The sequence below is a fragment of the uncultured Erythrobacter sp. genome (genome assembly GCF_947502395.1).
Taxonomy (GTDB): Bacteria; Pseudomonadota; Alphaproteobacteria; order Sphingomonadales; family Sphingomonadaceae; genus Erythrobacter.
This window is the reverse complement of record NZ_CANMZM010000003.1, coordinates 419,093-435,568: the sequence shown is the minus strand read 5'-3', so window position 1 is coordinate 435,568 and position 16,476 is coordinate 419,093. Positions and strand designations below refer to the sequence as shown.

Genomic DNA, 16,476 nt, shown 5'->3' with positions numbered 1-16,476 from the left:
AGGCCAATCGCCGATTGATCCGCGCGCGCCACTGGCCTAGCGGCTGTGGCGATGTCCAAGACAAACCCGTCTAGCCGACCAGATTCTGAAGCGGCGACAAGCCACGGCGCCATTTCCAATGGGCGCATGGCTCTGCTGTTCATGGTGATGTTGGTGGCGGCAGCCGGTAACACGGCCATGCATTCGGTCATGCCTTCGGTCGGCACGGCCCTTAAAATCAACGATGTTTGGATTAGCCTGGCCTATTCTTGGTCGGCATTGCTTTGGGTCGCCTGTGCGCCGATTTGGGCAAGACGGTCTGATAAGCGCGGGCGTAAGGCGATGATGGCTCTTGGGCTAATCGGGTTTATCGTTTCAATGTCGCTGTGCGCAGCGGTCCTTTGGATGGGGCTTTCCGGATGGCTTGCAGGCACTTGGACCCTCATCCTGTTTGCGATTGCCCGAAGTGCCTATGGCGGATTTGGCAGCGCGGCCCCGCCCGCCGTGCAAGCCTATGTCGCTGCGCGTACGCCGCGCTCTGAGCGCACAAAGGCTTTGTCGCTTGTCGCGTCTAGCTTTGGCCTTGGGACAGTGGTGGGCCCTGTCCTTGCCCCGCTTATGATTGTGCCATTCTTTGGCATTGGTCTGACAGGGCCGTTCTGGTTCTTCACTCTGGTAGGCATCATCGTGCTCGTCCTTGTGCGCCTGCACTTGCCCAATGACGAGCCGCAGTATTCTGCGCGGGGCAAGACCTTTGGCGACCCAAGCTCTGGGGCCAACGCGTCCAATGCGATTGACGATGATACCGACAGCGAAGATGAGGATGAGAATGGGCCTAGCCTGCCAGACGGCGATCAACCAAGGCTCAAGTGGTTTGAGCCGCGGCTTCGCCATTGGGTTATCGCCAGCCTGTTCGGCGGCCATGCGCAAGCCATGATTATGGGGATCATCGGATTTCTGGTGCTCGACCGGTTGGCCTTGCGCGACAATCTGACCGAAGGCACCGCGATTGTCAGCCTGGTTCTGGTGTTTGGCGCTCTTGCGACACTGCTTGCGCAATGGGGCATCATACCGCGCTTCAAAATCGGGCCGCGTGCCGCGACCTTATGGGGCTTGGTTGTGGCCGCAGCCGGGACAGCCATCTTGGGTTTTGCGGATACCATCTTCACGCTATCCTTGGGCTTTGCCATCGCCTCGCTCGGCTTCGGATTGTTTCGCCCTGGCACGACCGCAGGCACGTCGCTTGCGGTGACACGCGCTGAGCAAGGCCAAGCCTCCGGCATCGTTGCAAGCGTTGCTGGCGCGAGCTTTATTTATGCGCCGGGACTTGGCGTGTGGCTCTATTCAGTGAGCGACTGGCTCGGCTTTGGCTCGATTATCGCGATCTGCCTTGCCGTAACTGTTGCCAGCTGGCTCAACCTGACCCGCGATGAAGTGCTGACAACGGACCGCACGGCTGTCGAATAGTCCCTAGAGGAGTTTAAGAACCTCGTCTTGCGGGCGACAGATCGCCACGCCCTTCTCCGTTTCCACCAATGGGCGTTCAATAAGGATCGGCTCAGCCGCCATCGCATCCAAAAGGGTGTCAGCATCCGCTTCAAGCAGCCCGCGCTCCTTCGCGTCAGTCCCACGAATCCGAAGGCCCTGATTAGGCGTGATCCCAGCATCCTTATAGAGCTGCGCCAGCTTGTCACGCGTCGGCACCTCTTTCAGATACTCAACAACTGTCACATCGACCTTGCTCAAATTCTCTAGAATCGCCAGCGCCTTACGCGAAGTTCCGCACTTCGGATTGTGCCAGATAGTCGCTTTCATTCTTGATTTTCCTCATTCAATTGAGCCCAAATCCTGCTTACAGATCCGCCGCTTATCATCCTCGCCGCACTAATGCACGTGGTCCAAATCTGCCACAAGAACCGAAAATGAGAACAATTCGCAATTTTCCACTTGCAGGTGCGAATGGTTTTCAATAGCGGGTGAATCAGATCTTGTCGTAGGGGATTATCTTGACCAGCCACTTCACCCGCGCCGCCCTTCTTTTGGGCTGTGCAGCAATTGCTTTTCCAGCCGCCGCCGAAGCACCTGCTGAACAGGGGCCAGACCTGATTCCTGAAGCCGGCGCCATTATGGAAACGCAGGGTGAGGATATCCTTGTCACAGGTGATATTCTCTATTCGAGCGCTATCAACGCGGTCAAAACGCCAACGCCGATCATCGACATTCCCCAATCGCTCTCGATCACAACCGATGAAGAAATCATCGACCGTGGCTTCGATGCCCTCGAAGATATCGTGCTTTACACTCCGGGTGTGAACCAGTCGCAAGGTGAAGGCCACCGTGATGCCATTGTGTTTCGCGGTGTGCGCTCGACAGCTGACTTCTACGTCGACGGTGTTCGCGATGATGTTCAATACTACCGCGGGCTCTATAACCTCGAACAGGTCGAGATCCTGCGCGGTCCGAACGCATTACTGTTTGGACGGGGCGGAACGGGCGGTGTCCTGAACCGAGTGACGAAGAAGGGCGTAATTGGCGATCAATTCATCGGCTATCTGGGTTCAATAGACACATTCGGCGCGTTCACCGGTCAGGTTGATCTCAATCTCACCACCAGTGAAAGCAGCGCACTGCGCATCAATGCGGCCTATGAGAACCTCAACAATCACCGCGATTTCTTTGATGGTGACCGGATCGGTATCAACCCCACTTTCCGCGCAGAGCTCGGCCCCGATACGATTATCGATGTTTCCTATGAATACGCCAATCACGACCGCTTCATCGATCGCGGCATCCCTTCACAAAATGGTGTCCCGGCAGAGCAGCTTGAAGACATCACCTTTGGCGACCAGGAAGACAATTTCCTCGATTTCGAAGCGCATGTCTTGCGTGCAACGATCCAGCACGGCTTTTCCGAGAACATAAAAGGCAACCTCACCGTCTCCTACGGTGATTACGACAAGGTATACTCAAACCTTTTCCCGGTCAGCTTTGACCCAACGACCAATGTCGTGGGGCTGGATGGCTATATCGACACCACACAGCGCGAAAACTTCATCGTCTCGGGCAATCTGATCGGTGATTTTGAGACCGGCAGCATCAAGCACACCATCCTGATTGGCGGTGAATACATCGACACGGTCAACAACAATGACCGTTTCAACGCCTTCTTTGATCAAACGCAGGATGATGTTGAATTCTTTACGGCTCAGCGTCCGATCACCATTTCCAACGGAGTAGGTGTGAACGCCTCAGGCAACGCCACGGTCAACACCTTCTCTGACCTAAACGATGACACCGAAGCGGATGTCGAGGTTTTCTCCATCTATATCCAGGATGAGATCGAAGTCACCGACTGGCTCAATCTGGTCATCGGCGGACGTTATGACAGCTTTGATATCACGGTCGACAATATCGAGACATTCATCGAGACCGGTACCACGGATATCACTTCGCGACGCGATTCTGACTTCTCGCCTCGCTTGGGCGTTATCCTGAAGCCGCAAGAGAATATCTCGATCTACGGCAGTTTCAGTGAGAGCTTCCTCCCGCGTTCGGGTGAGCAATTTGCTGACCTTCCAGACGATCCCGCAACGCCTGACGACGACACGCTCGATCCCAATACTTTCGAGAATCTGGAGCTTGGCCTGAAATGGGATTTCATGGACAGCTTCAGCTTCACCGCAGCCATCTTTGAAATTCAACAAAGCTCACCGCAGGAGGCTGCTCCGATCATTGACCCCGTTTCCGGGTTGGTGATCGATGCGAATGCGGGTGAACTCGTCGTGGTGGACTCCGAAGTTCGCGGGATCGAAGCCTCACTGCAAGGCAACATCACCGATCGCTGGTTTGTCTCGGCAGGTTATAGCTACCTTGAGGGTGACCAGGTCGCCACCAGCGATACGGTGGTGAACGGAATTGCCATTGCGCAGGGCGAGGAAAACGGTTTGCGTTTGCGCGAATTGCCGGAACACACGTTTTACCTTTGGTCGACCTATCAGGTTACTGATCGCTTCGGCATTGGCGGCGGTTTCACCTATCAGGACGAAAGCTTCGCGGACACCGGCAACAATGTGACGCTGCCTGACTTCATCCGTTTTGATGCGTCGGCCTATTATGATGTGTCGGACAATGTGCGCCTTCAGGTGAATATTGAGAATCTGTTCGATGAGGACTACTTCCCCAACGCTCACACAGCGAACAACCTCACAGTCGGCGCACCGCTCAACGCGCAGTTCACTGTCACGGGCCGGTTCTAAGGCCCCTTCACTTACTTGAGAAAACGACAAAGGCTCCACCAATCACCTCTCGATTGGGAGAGCCTTCGTTTATTCCTGAGGCTCATCGGAAGTCGGTAAGACGCGCAGAGCCGGCACAGCGGCAGCGGCATCCTCCGCATCAATCGCCGGTGCAGGTGCGGCGCTGATGCTTTCGCGCCGCTGGGTCACGCGACCAGCGCGCTCAATCGCGCTCACCAGCCGCGGATATACCCCGCAGCGGCAATCATTCTGAATGGCCTCTTCGATCTCCGCACTCGTCGGCGCAGCATTGCGCGAAAGCAGCGCCGCTCCTGCCATAACGATGCCTGGCGTACAGAACCCGCATTGGATTGCCTGCTCCGCTACCATCGCCTGTTGCAACGGATGGGAGCGGTCGCGCGAAAGCCCTTCGATCGTTGTGACAAAGCGCCCCTCTGCCTCGGCTAACGTGATCCGGCAGGAGCGCAAAGCAGCACCATCGACGAGCACAGTGCACGCGCCGCATTCACAGGTGGAACCTCCGCCGCCATTCTTGGTGCCGGTAAGGTTGGCCGCCTCGCGCAGCGCGTAAAGCAGCGGCATTTCCGGATCGAGATCAAACTCAACCGGACGTCCATTTATCGTCATACGCGGCATTGGCGCGGCCTATCTTTTACTCAGTCTTAGTTGCGCCAGCTGTCGTCAATCTTGTCGATCTTGCGCTTCCACGCTTCGAAATCGAAGACCCCTGCTCCGCCTTGGCTGGACATGACCGAAAGGTCGCGCTGATGCACGTCGATCACCTCTTGCGGAACCACAGTGGGCTCACCTTGGGAAAGTGTTGCGATCTGGATTTCGCAAGCCCGTTGAAGCGCCCACATCTTCAGGAACATGCCTTGAATGCTACCATCCATCACAACTGGGCCATGGTTGCGCAGCATAAGGATCGTATGATTGCCAAGGTTCTGAACCAGACGGTCGCCCTCTTCCGCGCGAACGGTCACGCCCTCAAAGTCGTGATATCCGATTTGGTCCTGGAAATTGCAGGCGTAAAAGCTGATCGGGCGCAAGCCTTCTTTATGGCTGCATACTGCCATGGTTGCGGTGGTGTGGACATGGCAGATCGCATCGGCGCGCGCGCCCAGATGCTTGTGAAAGTGCGCGTGCTGCGTAAAACCTGCCTTGTTCACCATGTAAGGTGAACCGCCAACATTATTGCCGTCGACATCGATCTTGACGAGGTTTGAAGCGGTCACTTCATCATAGAGAAGGCCGAATGGGTTGATAAGGAAGGTTCCCTCCTCACCCGGCACCTTCAGTGAGATGTGATTATAGATCGATTCGCCCCAACCCAGGTGATCGAAGATTCGGTAACATGCCGCCAGATCAAGGCGCGCTTGCCATTCTTCCTTACTCACTTGCCCTTCAAGGCTGTCTGAAGGCTTCAACTGGGTTGCCATGGAACTATCCCTTTCTCGCAAATCTGTTTGCACTCCTTATCGCACTAATGTGCCCTTCGCTTCAAGCGAATGTATCGGGGCATGCGTTTCATGTGAGAGGCTTTGCTTGGCATGGGAAAAGGGGATTTGTTTTGCGCCAAAGGGTGACTGCGGATAAGCCCGCCGCTTGATGAGCAAATCCCCCGCTGCCCCGCCTGCACACATATCCGCAAAGCTGACCAAAGGCAGTGTCATTGGCCATCTGGTAGGACAGACACTTCCCGCCATCGTGGGTGTCACAGCTGTGATGTCGATCGGTCTCGTCGACGCCTATTTTATCGGCCAGCTCGGATCAGAGGCCTTGGCTGCGATCGCGTTTATCTTCCCGGTCACCGTTGCGCTTGCTTCGATTGGCGTGGGGGTAATGGTCGGGATCAATTCGGTCGTTGCCCGCGCACTTGGCGAAGGCGATGCCGAGCGCTGTGCCCGGAGAGCAAATTTCGGGCTGGTGTTCGCCGTTATGGTTGGCGTCGTGATTGGCGGGCTGCTCTATGTTTCGATTGAGCCGCTCTTCATATTGATGAATGCGCCGGCACATTTGCGCGGGCTCATTCTGGACTACATGCAGCCTTACGCGCTTGGCTTTCCGCTAGTGCTGGCCATTATGGGCTTCAACGGCGTGCTGCGCGGTCAAGGGGAAGCAAAGAAGACGAGCTACATCTCGATCACCTACGCTGCGGCGAACTGGGTGCTCGACCCTATTCTGATCACCGGGGCATTTGGTTTTGAAGGCTTTGGGATTGTCGGCGCAGCCTATGCAACAATCATTGGCTACACGATTGGTGCGGTTCTCGCCTTTGTGCTGTTGCGCCAGACAGATCTGCCGGTCAATCTTGCGCTCATTCGCGAGGGCAGCTGGATTGATCCGGCGGTTGCGATCCTGCGGGTGGCAGGCCCCGCGTCATTCTCAAATTCGATCAATCCTATTGGCTTGTCCGTCCTCACTGCGGTGATCGCGACACAGGGCGAGGCAGCGGTGGCTGCCTTTGGCGCAGCAGGGCGTTTGCAAGGCCTCGCGACGGTTCCTCTGCTCGCCCTATCCGGGTCAATCGGTGCGATCGTCGGGCAGAATTGGGGCGCAAGGGAGTATGGCAGATCCCGCCAGGCGGCGCTCTATGCCTTCGGATTTTGCTTGGTCTGGGGCCTTGGATTAGTGGTACTTTTCGTGCCGATGGCCGACTGGTTTGCCGGGTTCTTCACGGATGACCCCGCTATTATCGAGCAGTTCGTTCTGTACATCAACATCGCCGCTTGGGGCTATGCGGGCTTTGGCATATTGATTGTCGCCAACGGCATATTGAACTCGATCGACAGAGCGTCCTACGCGCTGAGTCAATCTGCAGCGCGCGTGTTCCTTGTGATGCTGCCGTTCGGTTGGCTTCTTTTACCCAACTGGGGGAGCGCAGCAGTGTTCTCAGCCGAACTTGCGGCCAATATCTTTGGCGGCCTGACTGGAGCAGCGCTTGCTTACTGGCTGCTTGCCCGCAACGCCCCCGACATACAGACGGCGAAGTAGGCATTCGTTAACCATCCCCGTTCATAAGCGCTGCTGAGGTTAAATCGGCCTGGAATGGCAACAGGGGCACGCGCAGAATGGACGACTTGCTGGCGGACTTCGTCGCAGAAACACGCGAGATGCTGGAGGCAAGTTCAGGCGAGATTGTCGCCTGGGAAGCCAATCCAGCCGACACTGCGCGCCTCGACAGCATCTTCCGCTTTGTCCACACGGTAAAGGGCAATTGCGGTTTCTTCGACTTTCCTCGCCTCGCCAAGCTCAGCCACGCTGCCGAAGACGCGCTGGCCGATTGCCGGGCAGGACGACGCGAACCTGACAGACAACTCGTCACCGCAGTGCTTGCGGTTATCGACCGGATCATCGTCATGGTTGATGTGATCGAAGCGGGAGAGGAATTTCCCGAAGGCGGCGATGAAGAATTGATCGCAGCGCTTGAGGCTGGCGAGATCGATGCACTGGATGCGGCAGTGACCCACGGACACTCAAGCAACGACACCGCCTCAGACCAAAACGCGCCCGCTCAAAGCTCACAGCCCACAGCTGTGCAGCGCTCCATCCGGTTGCCTGTCGATCTGCTAGACCGGGTAATGAGCGGCGTTTCCGACATGGTCCTGGCCCGCAACGATCTGGCGCACAGATTGCGTCAAGCGGGCACTCAGCCAACCATCGATGGGCCTTTCGAGCGGCTCACGACCATTCTCAACGATGTGCGCGATGCGATCACACGTATGCGGATGCAACGTATCGGGACCCTTTTCAGCGCCTTCCCAAGACTGGTGCGTGACCTCTCGCATGAGCTTGGCAAGCAGGTCATGATCGATGTTGAAGGCGGTGATGTGGAGCTCGACCGCGAGATGATCGAGATGATCCGCGATCCGCTCACCCACATCATTCGCAATTCGATCGATCACGGTATTGAGAAGCCGTCAGATCGCCTAGCGCTCGGCAAGCGTGAGATCGGCTTCCTCTCGATCACAGCGCGCCAATCGGGCAATATGATCTCGATAGTGGTGAGCGATGATGGAGCCGGCCTCACCGAATCCAAGGTTGCCGATAAAGCGGTTGCACTGGGCATGATCTCCGAAGCTGAGCGCGCAGAAATGGGCCGCGACCAGGTCCTTCAATTGATCTTTCAGCCTGGCTTTTCGACCGCGGAAGAGGTCAGCAATGTATCCGGCCGCGGTGTCGGGCTTGACGTTGTGCGTCAGAATCTGGAGCGCGTTGGAGGCACGATTTCGGTATCATCGACCGAAGGAGTGGCGTCACAGTTCACTCTGCAAATCCCCCTGACCCTCAGCATCATTGCCGCCCTGACTGTTGAAACAGGCGATCAGCGCTTCGCTATCCCGCAAAGCTATATCGAAGAGATCATCCACGCTTCTTCAAAGGCGCTTGATTTCACTCAGGTTGGTGAAACAGCGCTTGTCACGTTTAGAGACAATCGCGTGCCATGCCTTGTGCTCAGCGATGCACTCGATCTGCCGCGGAGTGAGTTTGCAGAAGATGAATTCACAATGGTGATGCTGCGGCTTGCCAATGGAGATCTTTTCGCGCTCGCAGTCGAAGCAATCCATTCGCATGGCGACATCGTGGTCAAGCCGCTCGCTCCTGCTGTAATGAAGGCAGGAATATATGCCGGCTCCACCCTGCTTGATGATGGTCAGCCCGTTCTGTTGCTCGATGTGACAAGCATTGCCGCAGAGAATAACCTTGCCTCAGACCTGAGCAGCCGGGTCATACATGATGAATTTCAAGCGGGCCAAACTGAAGCGGCAAGCATTAGTCGCGCCATGTTGTTCACTGACTTCTCCGGCCGTCGCTGTGCCATTCGCCTGGAGCTTGTCCAACGCATCGAAACGATCCAAACCACTGCCGTCGATTGTTCGGGATCTCACCCACGCGCAGTGATCGACAGCGCCATTCTTCCACTCGTTGGACTTCCCAATGAGCCAATTGAAACCGAAAAACTTCGCCTCCTTCGGCTTAGCGATGGATCTGGTCAGTTGCTTCACGCCGTTCGCGAAGTCGAAGAAGCAGTTGTGCTGTCGAACCCGCTAAGGCCGATTGGCGATGAGGATATGATTGAGGCCGTTACCTTGGTGGACGGCAAAACTGTGAGTCTCATTGATGGTCACGAACTGTTCGCCCGCTATGGCGAGACACCGGAGGCGACTGACAAACCACTTTGTCGGCTGCCCGAAGGCGAGTGGGCGCGCACAATCCTCGCGCCGCTGGTCAGTTCCGCAGGCTATGACATCGTCTCTGCGCCGGATGCGGTCGAAGACGTCACGATCTGGTTCGATGATGAATACGAAGCTGCAGCTGCGCTCGACACCAGTTTTCCGGCTCCTGTGGTCCGGCTGCGCGATGCGCCCGAAGCCGTGGAAGGCTCGCCCACCATCTATCGATACGATCGCGACGGGCTGGTCAAAGCCCTAAGACAGGTCCGCCATACAGGAGGTCAAGCATGAAGAACTCACTCTTGGTCATGGCACTGATCGCAGGGCGCCGTTGTGCATTCCCTGCACCTGATGTCCAATCAGTTATTGAGATCGGGACGATTACCCCAATACCGCGCACTCCGGACTTCATTAAGGGGCTCACCGCCATGCGCAGTCAGGCACTGACAGTGTTGGACTGTCGAACAGCCATCGGGTTTACCGAAAGCGAGTTTCCACTCGACCACCGCGCAATCGTCGCAAGCCATCAGGGCGATGCCTACGCGCTTCGGGTCGATGCAATTGAGGACATTGGCACCGCTGTGAGCGAGCCGGGCAGCATTCCCGGAGGATTTGGCGCGCAATGGGCCAATGTTTCAAAGGGTCTGGTTGAGACACATGTAGGGCCGACGCTCTTGCTCGACCTTGGTTCGCTAATCGAAGGTGAAACGGCTTTGGGGGAAGCCGCTTAAGGCAATCCTTACCTTCTAACATTAACTCTATCGCCTTAAGAGTCGGGGACTATAATAATGAAAACCTGTCTGGTCGTGGATGATTCCAAAGTGATCCGAAAAGTTTCGAGGCACATCCTTGAAACTCTGGGTTTCGCCGTGGAGGAGGCCGAGAACGGCAAATTGGGTCTGGAAGCCTGCGATACGGCGATGCCAGATGTTATCCTGCTGGATTGGAACATGCCAGTCATGACTGGCATTGAATTTATCAGCCACCTTCGCAAAAGTCCCGGCGGCGATAAGCCCAAGGTCGTATTCTGCACCACCGAAAACGATGTTTCTCACATTCGCGAAGCAATTAGCGCTGGCGCGGACGAATATGTGATGAAGCCGTTTGACCACGAAACACTTCAGATCAAGCTCCAGCTTGTAGGCTTCCCATGAATGCCCCTGCCAGCTCTCCATTCAGAAAGGGCCGTGCACGTACCCTGCTGAAACCCCGTATCCGGGTGATGATCGTGGACGACTCTCTTACAGTGCGCACGATCTTTCGGCGCATGGTGGAAAGCGAAACCTCCATGGAAATCGCCGGAACTGCGAGCAGTGGTGAGCGCGCAATTGCCCAAATTAAGGATGAGCCGGCTGATGTGGTCCTGCTCGATCTGGAAATGCCGGGAATGGGAGGGCTCGACGCCTTGCCAGCACTCCTCGACGCGTCACCAGGAACGCAAATTCTGGTTGTCTCATCTCTAACCGAAGATGGTGCAGAAGCGACAATCAAGGCGCTTTCTGGCGGTGCAGCGGACACGCTTCAAAAACCGCGTCCGGGTGGCTTTACAGAAGAGTATCGAAGTCAGCTGCTAGGCAAGATCAAGGCTCTGGGTCGTGCACCCAAGCTTTCTGATGGCTCAACTCAATCTGATCACAAAGTCGCTGAGGCGGAAACCACAAAAGATCAGCCCGCTGAGTTTCACGCGCCCCTCAATGACCGACCTACAAAGCGACCCGATGTAATCGCAATTGGAGCATCCACTGGAGGTATACACGCGCTCAATCTGATGCTGCGCGAACTCTCGTCACAATGCTCTTTGCCAATTCTGATCACCCAGCACCTGCCGAGCAATTTCATCCCGGTCTTCGCAAGGCAAATTGAGGTTGCAAGCGGTCGCCCCACCAAGATCGCCGAAGACGGGATAGAAATTCGGAGGGGCGAAATCGCAATCGCAGCTGGTCACGGCCACATGTGCGTAAGGCGAATTGCAGGCAGATTAGTGGTGCGCACTTCGTCCGAACCGACTTCGAGCGGTTGTCTCCCCTCGGTTGATCCAATGCTTAGAAGCCTTGCCAAGTCATGCGATGGCCGCGTGCTAGCTATTCTCCTGTCGGGGATGGGCCGTGATGGCTTTGAGGGCGCTGAAGAATTGGTCGAATCAGGCGGGGCTGTGTGGGCCCAAGATGCTAAGACTTGTGCTGTTTGGGGAATGCCGGGTGCTGTCGCCAAAGGCGGATTGGCAAGCATGATCGCTCCACCCGAAAAACTGGGTCAGTCGATCATGAACCAATATGCTGATGCAAGGAGTGTTGCCGGCTGACCGCGGCGCACATGTCATATGGAATTCAGTGAAGCCTCATACCAGATTATCGCAGAGCTCTTGGCAGCTCGCACTGGGCAACAGCTAACCGACAATCGCAAGTGGCGCCTCACCTCGGCCTTGTCTGGCGTGTTTCGCGAGCACGGGATCAGCAATATCGATCAGCTTGTGTGCTTACTCGATGCTTCATCGGATCCATCGCAACCGGGCAATTTGGCGAATGAGGTGGTCGAAGCACTGCTCAACAACGAAACTTACTTCTTTCGCGACAAGCCCACGTTCGATCAAATCCCACAAGAAATCCTGCCAATCCTGCGCGAACGTCGCGCGCGCTTGCGCCGACTTTCGATTTGGTGTGCCGGATGCTCAACAGGTCAAGAAGCCCATAGCCTCGCAATGCTGTTCGATGAACAAAAGGACCTGTGGGCAGGATGGAGCATTGAAATTCTCGGGACCGATATCTCGAAAAAGGCGATCCGTACGGCGAAAAATGGACTGTACAGCCAGTTCGAAGTCCAACGTGGTTTGGGGGTCACCGAAATGCTGTGTCATTTCGATGAGGCACCCGATGGTTGGCAGCTTCGCGACAATGTCAAACGATTCAGTAGGTTTGAACAGCATAACCTCCTGACCCCGCCGCCACGCCGCGGCAAGTTTGATCTCATCTTGTGTCGCAATGTGTTGCTCTATTTCGATGCCGAGACGCGCTCCCTTATCTTTAACCGCCTCGCAAGTGCGCTCGCGGGTGATGGGTATCTCATGCTGGGCGCCGGTGAGACGGCTTCTGCGCGCACAAGTGCCTTCGCCCCGTCTGGCAAGCGTGCCAGCATTTTCGAGCTTGGGGGAGCGGCCAAGGCCAACCAACACGAAGTAGCGCTTGCCCCTCTCTAAGAACTCCGAGTGATGGCGCCTTCTGTCCAAATCTGGCCAGAGAATGCCGTGACTTTACCGAACATTAGCCATTGAGCTTTAGCGAGTTTGAAGTCGCAAATCTGCGCCCTAGTGCCAATAAAGGAACCTTTGTGTCCAAACCAAACAAGCCATTTCGTTTGACTCCGACGGGATTGGTTTTGCTCCCAATTGCTATAATTTCCCTTGCCGTGACCGCATTTGCATTGGCTGTTATCGCTAGCGATGCGTTGTCGCTCATGCATCCAGATTTACTCTTGATCGCAGGAGTGCTCTTCTATGCAGCTACGATGTTCCTCCTCACCCGCTCCGGTTTTGCCAATGTGCGCGAGATTGAGCTGTTGGGACGTGTCGATCCGCTGAGCAGCTTGCCCAACCGTCAGGCGCTTATCGATGATCTCGAAGGATGCGTAGAATGCGGTGATGAACACGCTCTTGCTCTGCTCGACCTTGATGGCTTCAAACAAATCAATGATCATTTTGGTCACGTTACGGGTGACGAGCTGATCAAGACTTGCGCTCTTTTGCTGCGCGATATCCTCGGCGAAGAGGCACGGTGCTATCGCTTGGGAGGAGATGAGTTTGCCGCAATCACAACAGGACACCTTGCAGGCACAATTCTAGAAGGCCTGTGCCGCAGGATCCTCGATCGACTCCAAGTCCCAATCAAACTCGGCGGTCGCGAGTTAGCAGTAGGCGCTAGCATAGGCCTTGCTCACAGCACACAAGAAGATTGTCTCGCCCCTTCCGAGATGCTGCGCAGAGCAGATGTGGCAATGTACATGTCGAAACGTGGCGGCAAGATGCGTTGCACTTGGTTCAATCCGAATTTTGACAAGCGACGCGAAGCCGTACGCGACCTTGAAGCAAGTCTAAGGACAGGGCTCCAGAAGAACGAATTTGAACTCGCCTATCAGCCGCTGGTTGATGCCGAGAAGGGCAATATCGTCGCGGTTGAAGCTCTGCTGCGCTGGAACAGAAGCGATGGGGAACAAATCAGCCCAAATGTCTTCATCCCGGTCGCGGAGGAATCGGGTATTATCAATCCCATTGGCCTGTGGGTCCTGCGCACCGCCATGAGCAAAGCGAAAGCTTGGGAAGGTATCTCCCTCTCAGTCAACCTCTCGGCGGCGCAGCTACGCAATTCCGAATTCCCTATCAAACTGGGGGAGCTCCTGGAGGAGACCGGCTATCCGCCACACATGCTAGAGTTGGAAGTCACTGAAACGTGCCTGGTGCTCGATCCCGTTGTCGCCGAGCGAAGCCTTGATGTGATCCGCAAATTCGGGGTCAAAGTCTCACTCGACGATTTTGGAACCGGATACGCTTCGATTGGCTTTCTCCGCCAGTTCAGATTTGAAAAGCTCAAGCTGGACCGCACCTTGGTAGTCCAAGCAAGCGAGGAAGAGGGAAGCCGCGCGATGATGCTCTCCAGCATTGCGGTTGCGCGTGCGCTCGACATGGGCGTGACTGCAGAGGGAGTCGAAACCGAAGATCAGGCGGCCTTGGTTCGCTTGGCAGGGTGCGATCAGATCCAAGGTTGGCTCTTTCACAAAGCCATGCCTGCGTCAGATGTAGACACTCTGATTGAGGCGCAGACGAAAAACTCCATTCCTCGCGCTGGTGTCATGACGACAGATACCAGGCCGAACAATCCTTTGGTCAAGATGGCTCGATAAGCATGTCGCACCAATAGCTCACGACCCTGTGGAACGGGGCACAGAGCAGGTCGCCGCTTGCGATGATCTGTCCAACGCGACTGCACTCGATCAGCAAGCAGCGTCCCCACGATCCTGAGTTGCTGGCTTCTTCAAAGAGGTCCGCGCAGGTTAATACAATCAGAGCAAATTCTAGCCTTTCTTAAAGAGCCCGATTGTGCCTATTGATCGTTTTGAAGAGACGATCATAGGAGCAACGGATCAATGACGCAGGCCGTCCAGCGCCCGCATACAGGCAGAGCAACGCATTGCACGGCCGAACAGTATGACGAGATGTATGCGCGCTCCATCGCTGATCCGGACAGTTTCTGGCTGGAGCAGGCAGAACGTCTCGATTGGGCAACAAATCCCACCAAGGGTGGCGATTGGAGCTACGATCCGGTCCAAATCAAATGGTTTGAGGATGGTGCACTCAACCTGTGTCACAACGCCGTTGATCGGCATGTCGAAGCGGGCCGCGGCGACACAACAGCGCTGATCTTTGAGCCCGACGATCCAAACACGCCGGGCCGCATCCTCACCTATTCAGAGCTTCAGAGCGAGGTCATCGCGATGGCCAATGCGCTCAAAGCGATTGGTGTGACCAAGGGTGAGCGCGTGACCATCTACATGCCGATGGTGATCGAAGGTGTGACCGCTATGCTCGCCTGCGCAAGGCTAGGCGCCATCCACTCGGTCGTGTTTGGTGGATTCTCTCCTGAAGCGCTGGCGGGTCGGATCGAAGATTGTGGCTCGCGCTTTGTGGTGACCGCCGATGAGGGCCTGCGCGGTTCCAAACCCATCCCTCTCAAGACCAATGTTGACGCCGCGCTCCAAATCGGGCGCGCGAGCGGGGTTGAAGGCGTACTTGTGGTAAAGCACACCGGCACTGAGGTCGCAATGCAAGCCGGGCGTGATCATTGGTTTGATGACGCGAAGTCCGACACGCCCGTACCATGCGAAGTGATGAGCGCGGAAGATCCGCTGTTCATCCTCTACACCTCCGGCTCGACTGGAAAACCCAAAGGCGTTTTGCATACAACCGGTGGTTACGGCGTATGGACGGCAGCCACGTTCAATTACATATTTGATTACCAGCCGGGTGAGGCCTTCTGGTGCTCGGCGGACATAGGCTGGGTCACAGGACATTCCTACATCGTCTACGGGCCGCTGATGAATGGGGCGACACAGATCATCTTTGAAGGGGTGCCCAACTATCCTGATCATGGCCGATTCTGGGATGTGGTGGACAAGCATCAGGTCAACATCCTCTATACCGCACCCACCGCTATCCGTGCTTTGATGCGCGAAGGCGATGATTTCGTGACCAGTCGTGACCGCTCTTCGTTGCGTCTGCTGGGCACAGTGGGTGAGCCGATTAACCCGGAAGCATGGCGTTGGTACTTTGATGTCGTGGGCGAAGGACGTTGCCCGATCATCGACACATGGTGGCAGACCGAGACGGGAGGCTGCATGCTGACCACCCTCCCCGGCGCGCATGATATGAAACCAGGCAGCGCTGGCTTGCCAATGTTCGGCGTGCGGCTTGAACTGGTCGACAATGATGGCGTGACCTTGGACGGTGCCAATGAAGGGAACCTGTGCCTGACACACAGCTGGCCCGGCCAGGCGCGCAGCGTCTATGGCGACCATGAGCGCTTCATTCAGACCTATTTCAGCACTTACACCGGCAAATACTTCACCGGAGATGGCTGCAAACGCGATGAGGATGGATACTATCGCATCACCGGTCGGGTCGATGATGTGATCAACGTGTCAGGCCACCGCATGGGAACCGCTGAAGTGGAAAGCGCATTGGTGCTTCACCCACTCGTCGCGGAAGCTGCCGTGGTGGGCTATCCGCACGATATCAAAGGGCAAGGTATCTATTGCTACGTCACTTTGAATGCAGGCGAGGAAGGGTCGGAAGAGCTTTATTCTGAGCTACGCGCTCATGTGCGCAAAGAGATCGGCCCCATCGCAACACCTGACCACCTGCAATTCACCGATGGTCTGACAAAGACCCGCTCGGGCAAGATCATGCGGCGGATTTTGAGGAAGGTAGCGGAGAACGACTATGGTTCACTGGGCGATACGTCGACGCTTGCAGACCCAAGCTTGGTGGATCGTCTGATTGAGGGACGACAGAACCGCTAGAC

13 protein-coding genes are annotated in these 16,476 nt (G+C 56.1%); 10 read left to right on the top strand and 3 right to left on the bottom strand.

Going from position 1 to position 16,476, the window contains the following annotated elements; translation table 11 throughout:
* Positions 1 to 51 precede the first annotated feature (51 nt).
* Positions 52 to 1,446 (top strand): MFS transporter, encoded by a 1,395-nt coding sequence (locus Q0778_RS13350; RefSeq protein ID WP_298301354.1) that lies wholly within the window; start codon positions 52 to 54, stop codon positions 1,444 to 1,446.
* A gap of 3 nt (positions 1,447 to 1,449) precedes the next feature.
* Here Q0778_RS13350 and Q0778_RS13345 read toward each other — a convergent pair whose 3' ends face one another.
* Positions 1,450 to 1,794 (bottom strand): arsenate reductase family protein, encoded by a 345-nt coding sequence (locus Q0778_RS13345; protein WP_298336725.1) that lies wholly within the window; start codon positions 1,792 to 1,794, stop codon positions 1,450 to 1,452.
* 191 nt (positions 1,795 to 1,985) lie between these two features.
* Between Q0778_RS13345 and Q0778_RS13340 the strand changes: the two genes are divergently transcribed.
* Positions 1,986 to 4,235, top strand: coding sequence for a TonB-dependent siderophore receptor (locus Q0778_RS13340; RefSeq protein WP_298336722.1), 2,250 nt, complete (start codon positions 1,986 to 1,988; stop codon positions 4,233 to 4,235).
* A gap of 69 nt (positions 4,236 to 4,304) precedes the next feature.
* Here Q0778_RS13340 and Q0778_RS13335 read toward each other — a convergent pair whose 3' ends face one another.
* Together Q0778_RS13335 and Q0778_RS13330 are read right to left on the bottom strand one after the other, a co-directional pair.
* Positions 4,305 to 4,871 carry a (2Fe-2S)-binding protein gene (locus Q0778_RS13335; RefSeq protein ID WP_298336720.1) on the bottom strand — a complete coding sequence of 189 codons (567 nt, stop codon included), beginning with the start codon at positions 4,869 to 4,871 and terminating at the stop codon, positions 4,305 to 4,307.
* Between the two features lie 26 nt (positions 4,872 to 4,897).
* A complete protein-coding gene (locus tag Q0778_RS13330; RefSeq protein ID WP_298301347.1) occupies positions 4,898 to 5,674 on the bottom strand; it encodes a class II aldolase/adducin family protein in 777 nt (258 codons plus the stop codon).
* 169 nt (positions 5,675 to 5,843) lie between these two features.
* On the opposite strand from Q0778_RS13330, the gene Q0778_RS13325 reads away from it, so the two are divergent.
* The 8 genes from Q0778_RS13325 to acs all read left to right on the top strand — a co-directional run bounded on the left by Q0778_RS13325 (position 5,844) and on the right by acs (position 16,474).
* Positions 5,844 to 7,229, top strand: a complete 1,386-nt coding sequence (locus Q0778_RS13325) for an MATE family efflux transporter (RefSeq protein WP_298336718.1) — start codon at positions 5,844 to 5,846, stop codon at positions 7,227 to 7,229.
* A gap of 77 nt (positions 7,230 to 7,306) precedes the next feature.
* Positions 7,307 to 9,700 (top strand): chemotaxis protein CheA, encoded by a 2,394-nt coding sequence (locus Q0778_RS13320; protein ID WP_298336717.1) that lies wholly within the window; start codon positions 7,307 to 7,309, stop codon positions 9,698 to 9,700.
* Entirely contained in the window at positions 9,697 to 10,140 is a 444-nt protein-coding gene (locus Q0778_RS13315; protein ID WP_298301340.1) for a chemotaxis protein CheW, read from the top strand. The genes Q0778_RS13320 and Q0778_RS13315 overlap by 4 nt, the downstream gene beginning before the upstream one ends.
* 57 nt (positions 10,141 to 10,197) lie before the next feature.
* On the top strand, positions 10,198 to 10,563 hold the full coding sequence (locus Q0778_RS13310; protein ID WP_298301338.1) for a response regulator: 366 nt from the start codon (positions 10,198 to 10,200) through the stop codon (positions 10,561 to 10,563).
* Between the two features lie 68 nt (positions 10,564 to 10,631).
* The gene (cheB, locus tag Q0778_RS13305; protein WP_298337679.1) at positions 10,632 to 11,711 is read left to right on the top strand and encodes a chemotaxis-specific protein-glutamate methyltransferase CheB; all 1,080 of its coding nucleotides are present in this window, start codon (positions 10,632 to 10,634) and stop codon (positions 11,709 to 11,711) included.
* An 18-nt stretch (positions 11,712 to 11,729) separates the two neighbouring features.
* Entirely contained in the window at positions 11,730 to 12,602 is an 873-nt protein-coding gene (locus Q0778_RS13300; RefSeq protein ID WP_298336715.1) for a protein-glutamate O-methyltransferase CheR, read from the top strand.
* A 209-nt stretch (positions 12,603 to 12,811) separates the two neighbouring features.
* Positions 12,812 to 14,299 (top strand): EAL domain-containing protein, encoded by a 1,488-nt coding sequence (locus Q0778_RS13295; protein ID WP_298336713.1) that lies wholly within the window; start codon positions 12,812 to 12,814, stop codon positions 14,297 to 14,299.
* Between the two features lie 243 nt (positions 14,300 to 14,542).
* Positions 14,543 to 16,474 carry an acetate--CoA ligase gene (acs, locus tag Q0778_RS13290; protein ID WP_298336711.1) on the top strand — a complete coding sequence of 644 codons (1,932 nt, stop codon included), beginning with the start codon at positions 14,543 to 14,545 and terminating at the stop codon, positions 16,472 to 16,474.
* The last annotated feature ends 2 nt before the right edge of the window (positions 16,475 to 16,476 follow it).

Excerpts from the sequence above, each read along its gene's own strand:
- Q0778_RS13345 (WP_298336725.1), bottom strand. The coding sequence starts at position 1,794 with ATGAAAGCGACTATCTGGCACAATCCGAAGTGCGGAACTTCGCGTAAG.
- acs (WP_298336711.1), top strand. The coding sequence starts at position 14,543 with ATGACGCAGGCCGTCCAGCGCCCGCATACAGGCAGAGCAACGCATTGC.
- Q0778_RS13335 (WP_298336720.1), bottom strand. The coding sequence starts at position 4,871 with ATGCCGCGTATGACGATAAATGGACGTCCGGTTGAGTTTGATCTCGAT.
- Q0778_RS13350 (WP_298301354.1), top strand. The coding sequence starts at position 52 with ATGTCCAAGACAAACCCGTCTAGCCGACCAGATTCTGAAGCGGCGACA.
- Q0778_RS13325 (WP_298336718.1), top strand. The coding sequence starts at position 5,844 with ATGAGCAAATCCCCCGCTGCCCCGCCTGCACACATATCCGCAAAGCTG.
- Q0778_RS13310 (WP_298301338.1), top strand. The coding sequence starts at position 10,198 with ATGAAAACCTGTCTGGTCGTGGATGATTCCAAAGTGATCCGAAAAGTT.
- Q0778_RS13315 (WP_298301340.1), top strand. The coding sequence starts at position 9,697 with ATGAAGAACTCACTCTTGGTCATGGCACTGATCGCAGGGCGCCGTTGT.
- cheB (WP_298337679.1), top strand. The coding sequence starts at position 10,632 with ATGATCGTGGACGACTCTCTTACAGTGCGCACGATCTTTCGGCGCATG.
- Q0778_RS13320 (WP_298336717.1), top strand. The coding sequence starts at position 7,307 with ATGGACGACTTGCTGGCGGACTTCGTCGCAGAAACACGCGAGATGCTG.
- Q0778_RS13300 (WP_298336715.1), top strand. The coding sequence starts at position 11,730 with ATGGAATTCAGTGAAGCCTCATACCAGATTATCGCAGAGCTCTTGGCA.
- Q0778_RS13330 (WP_298301347.1), bottom strand. The coding sequence starts at position 5,674 with ATGGCAACCCAGTTGAAGCCTTCAGACAGCCTTGAAGGGCAAGTGAGT.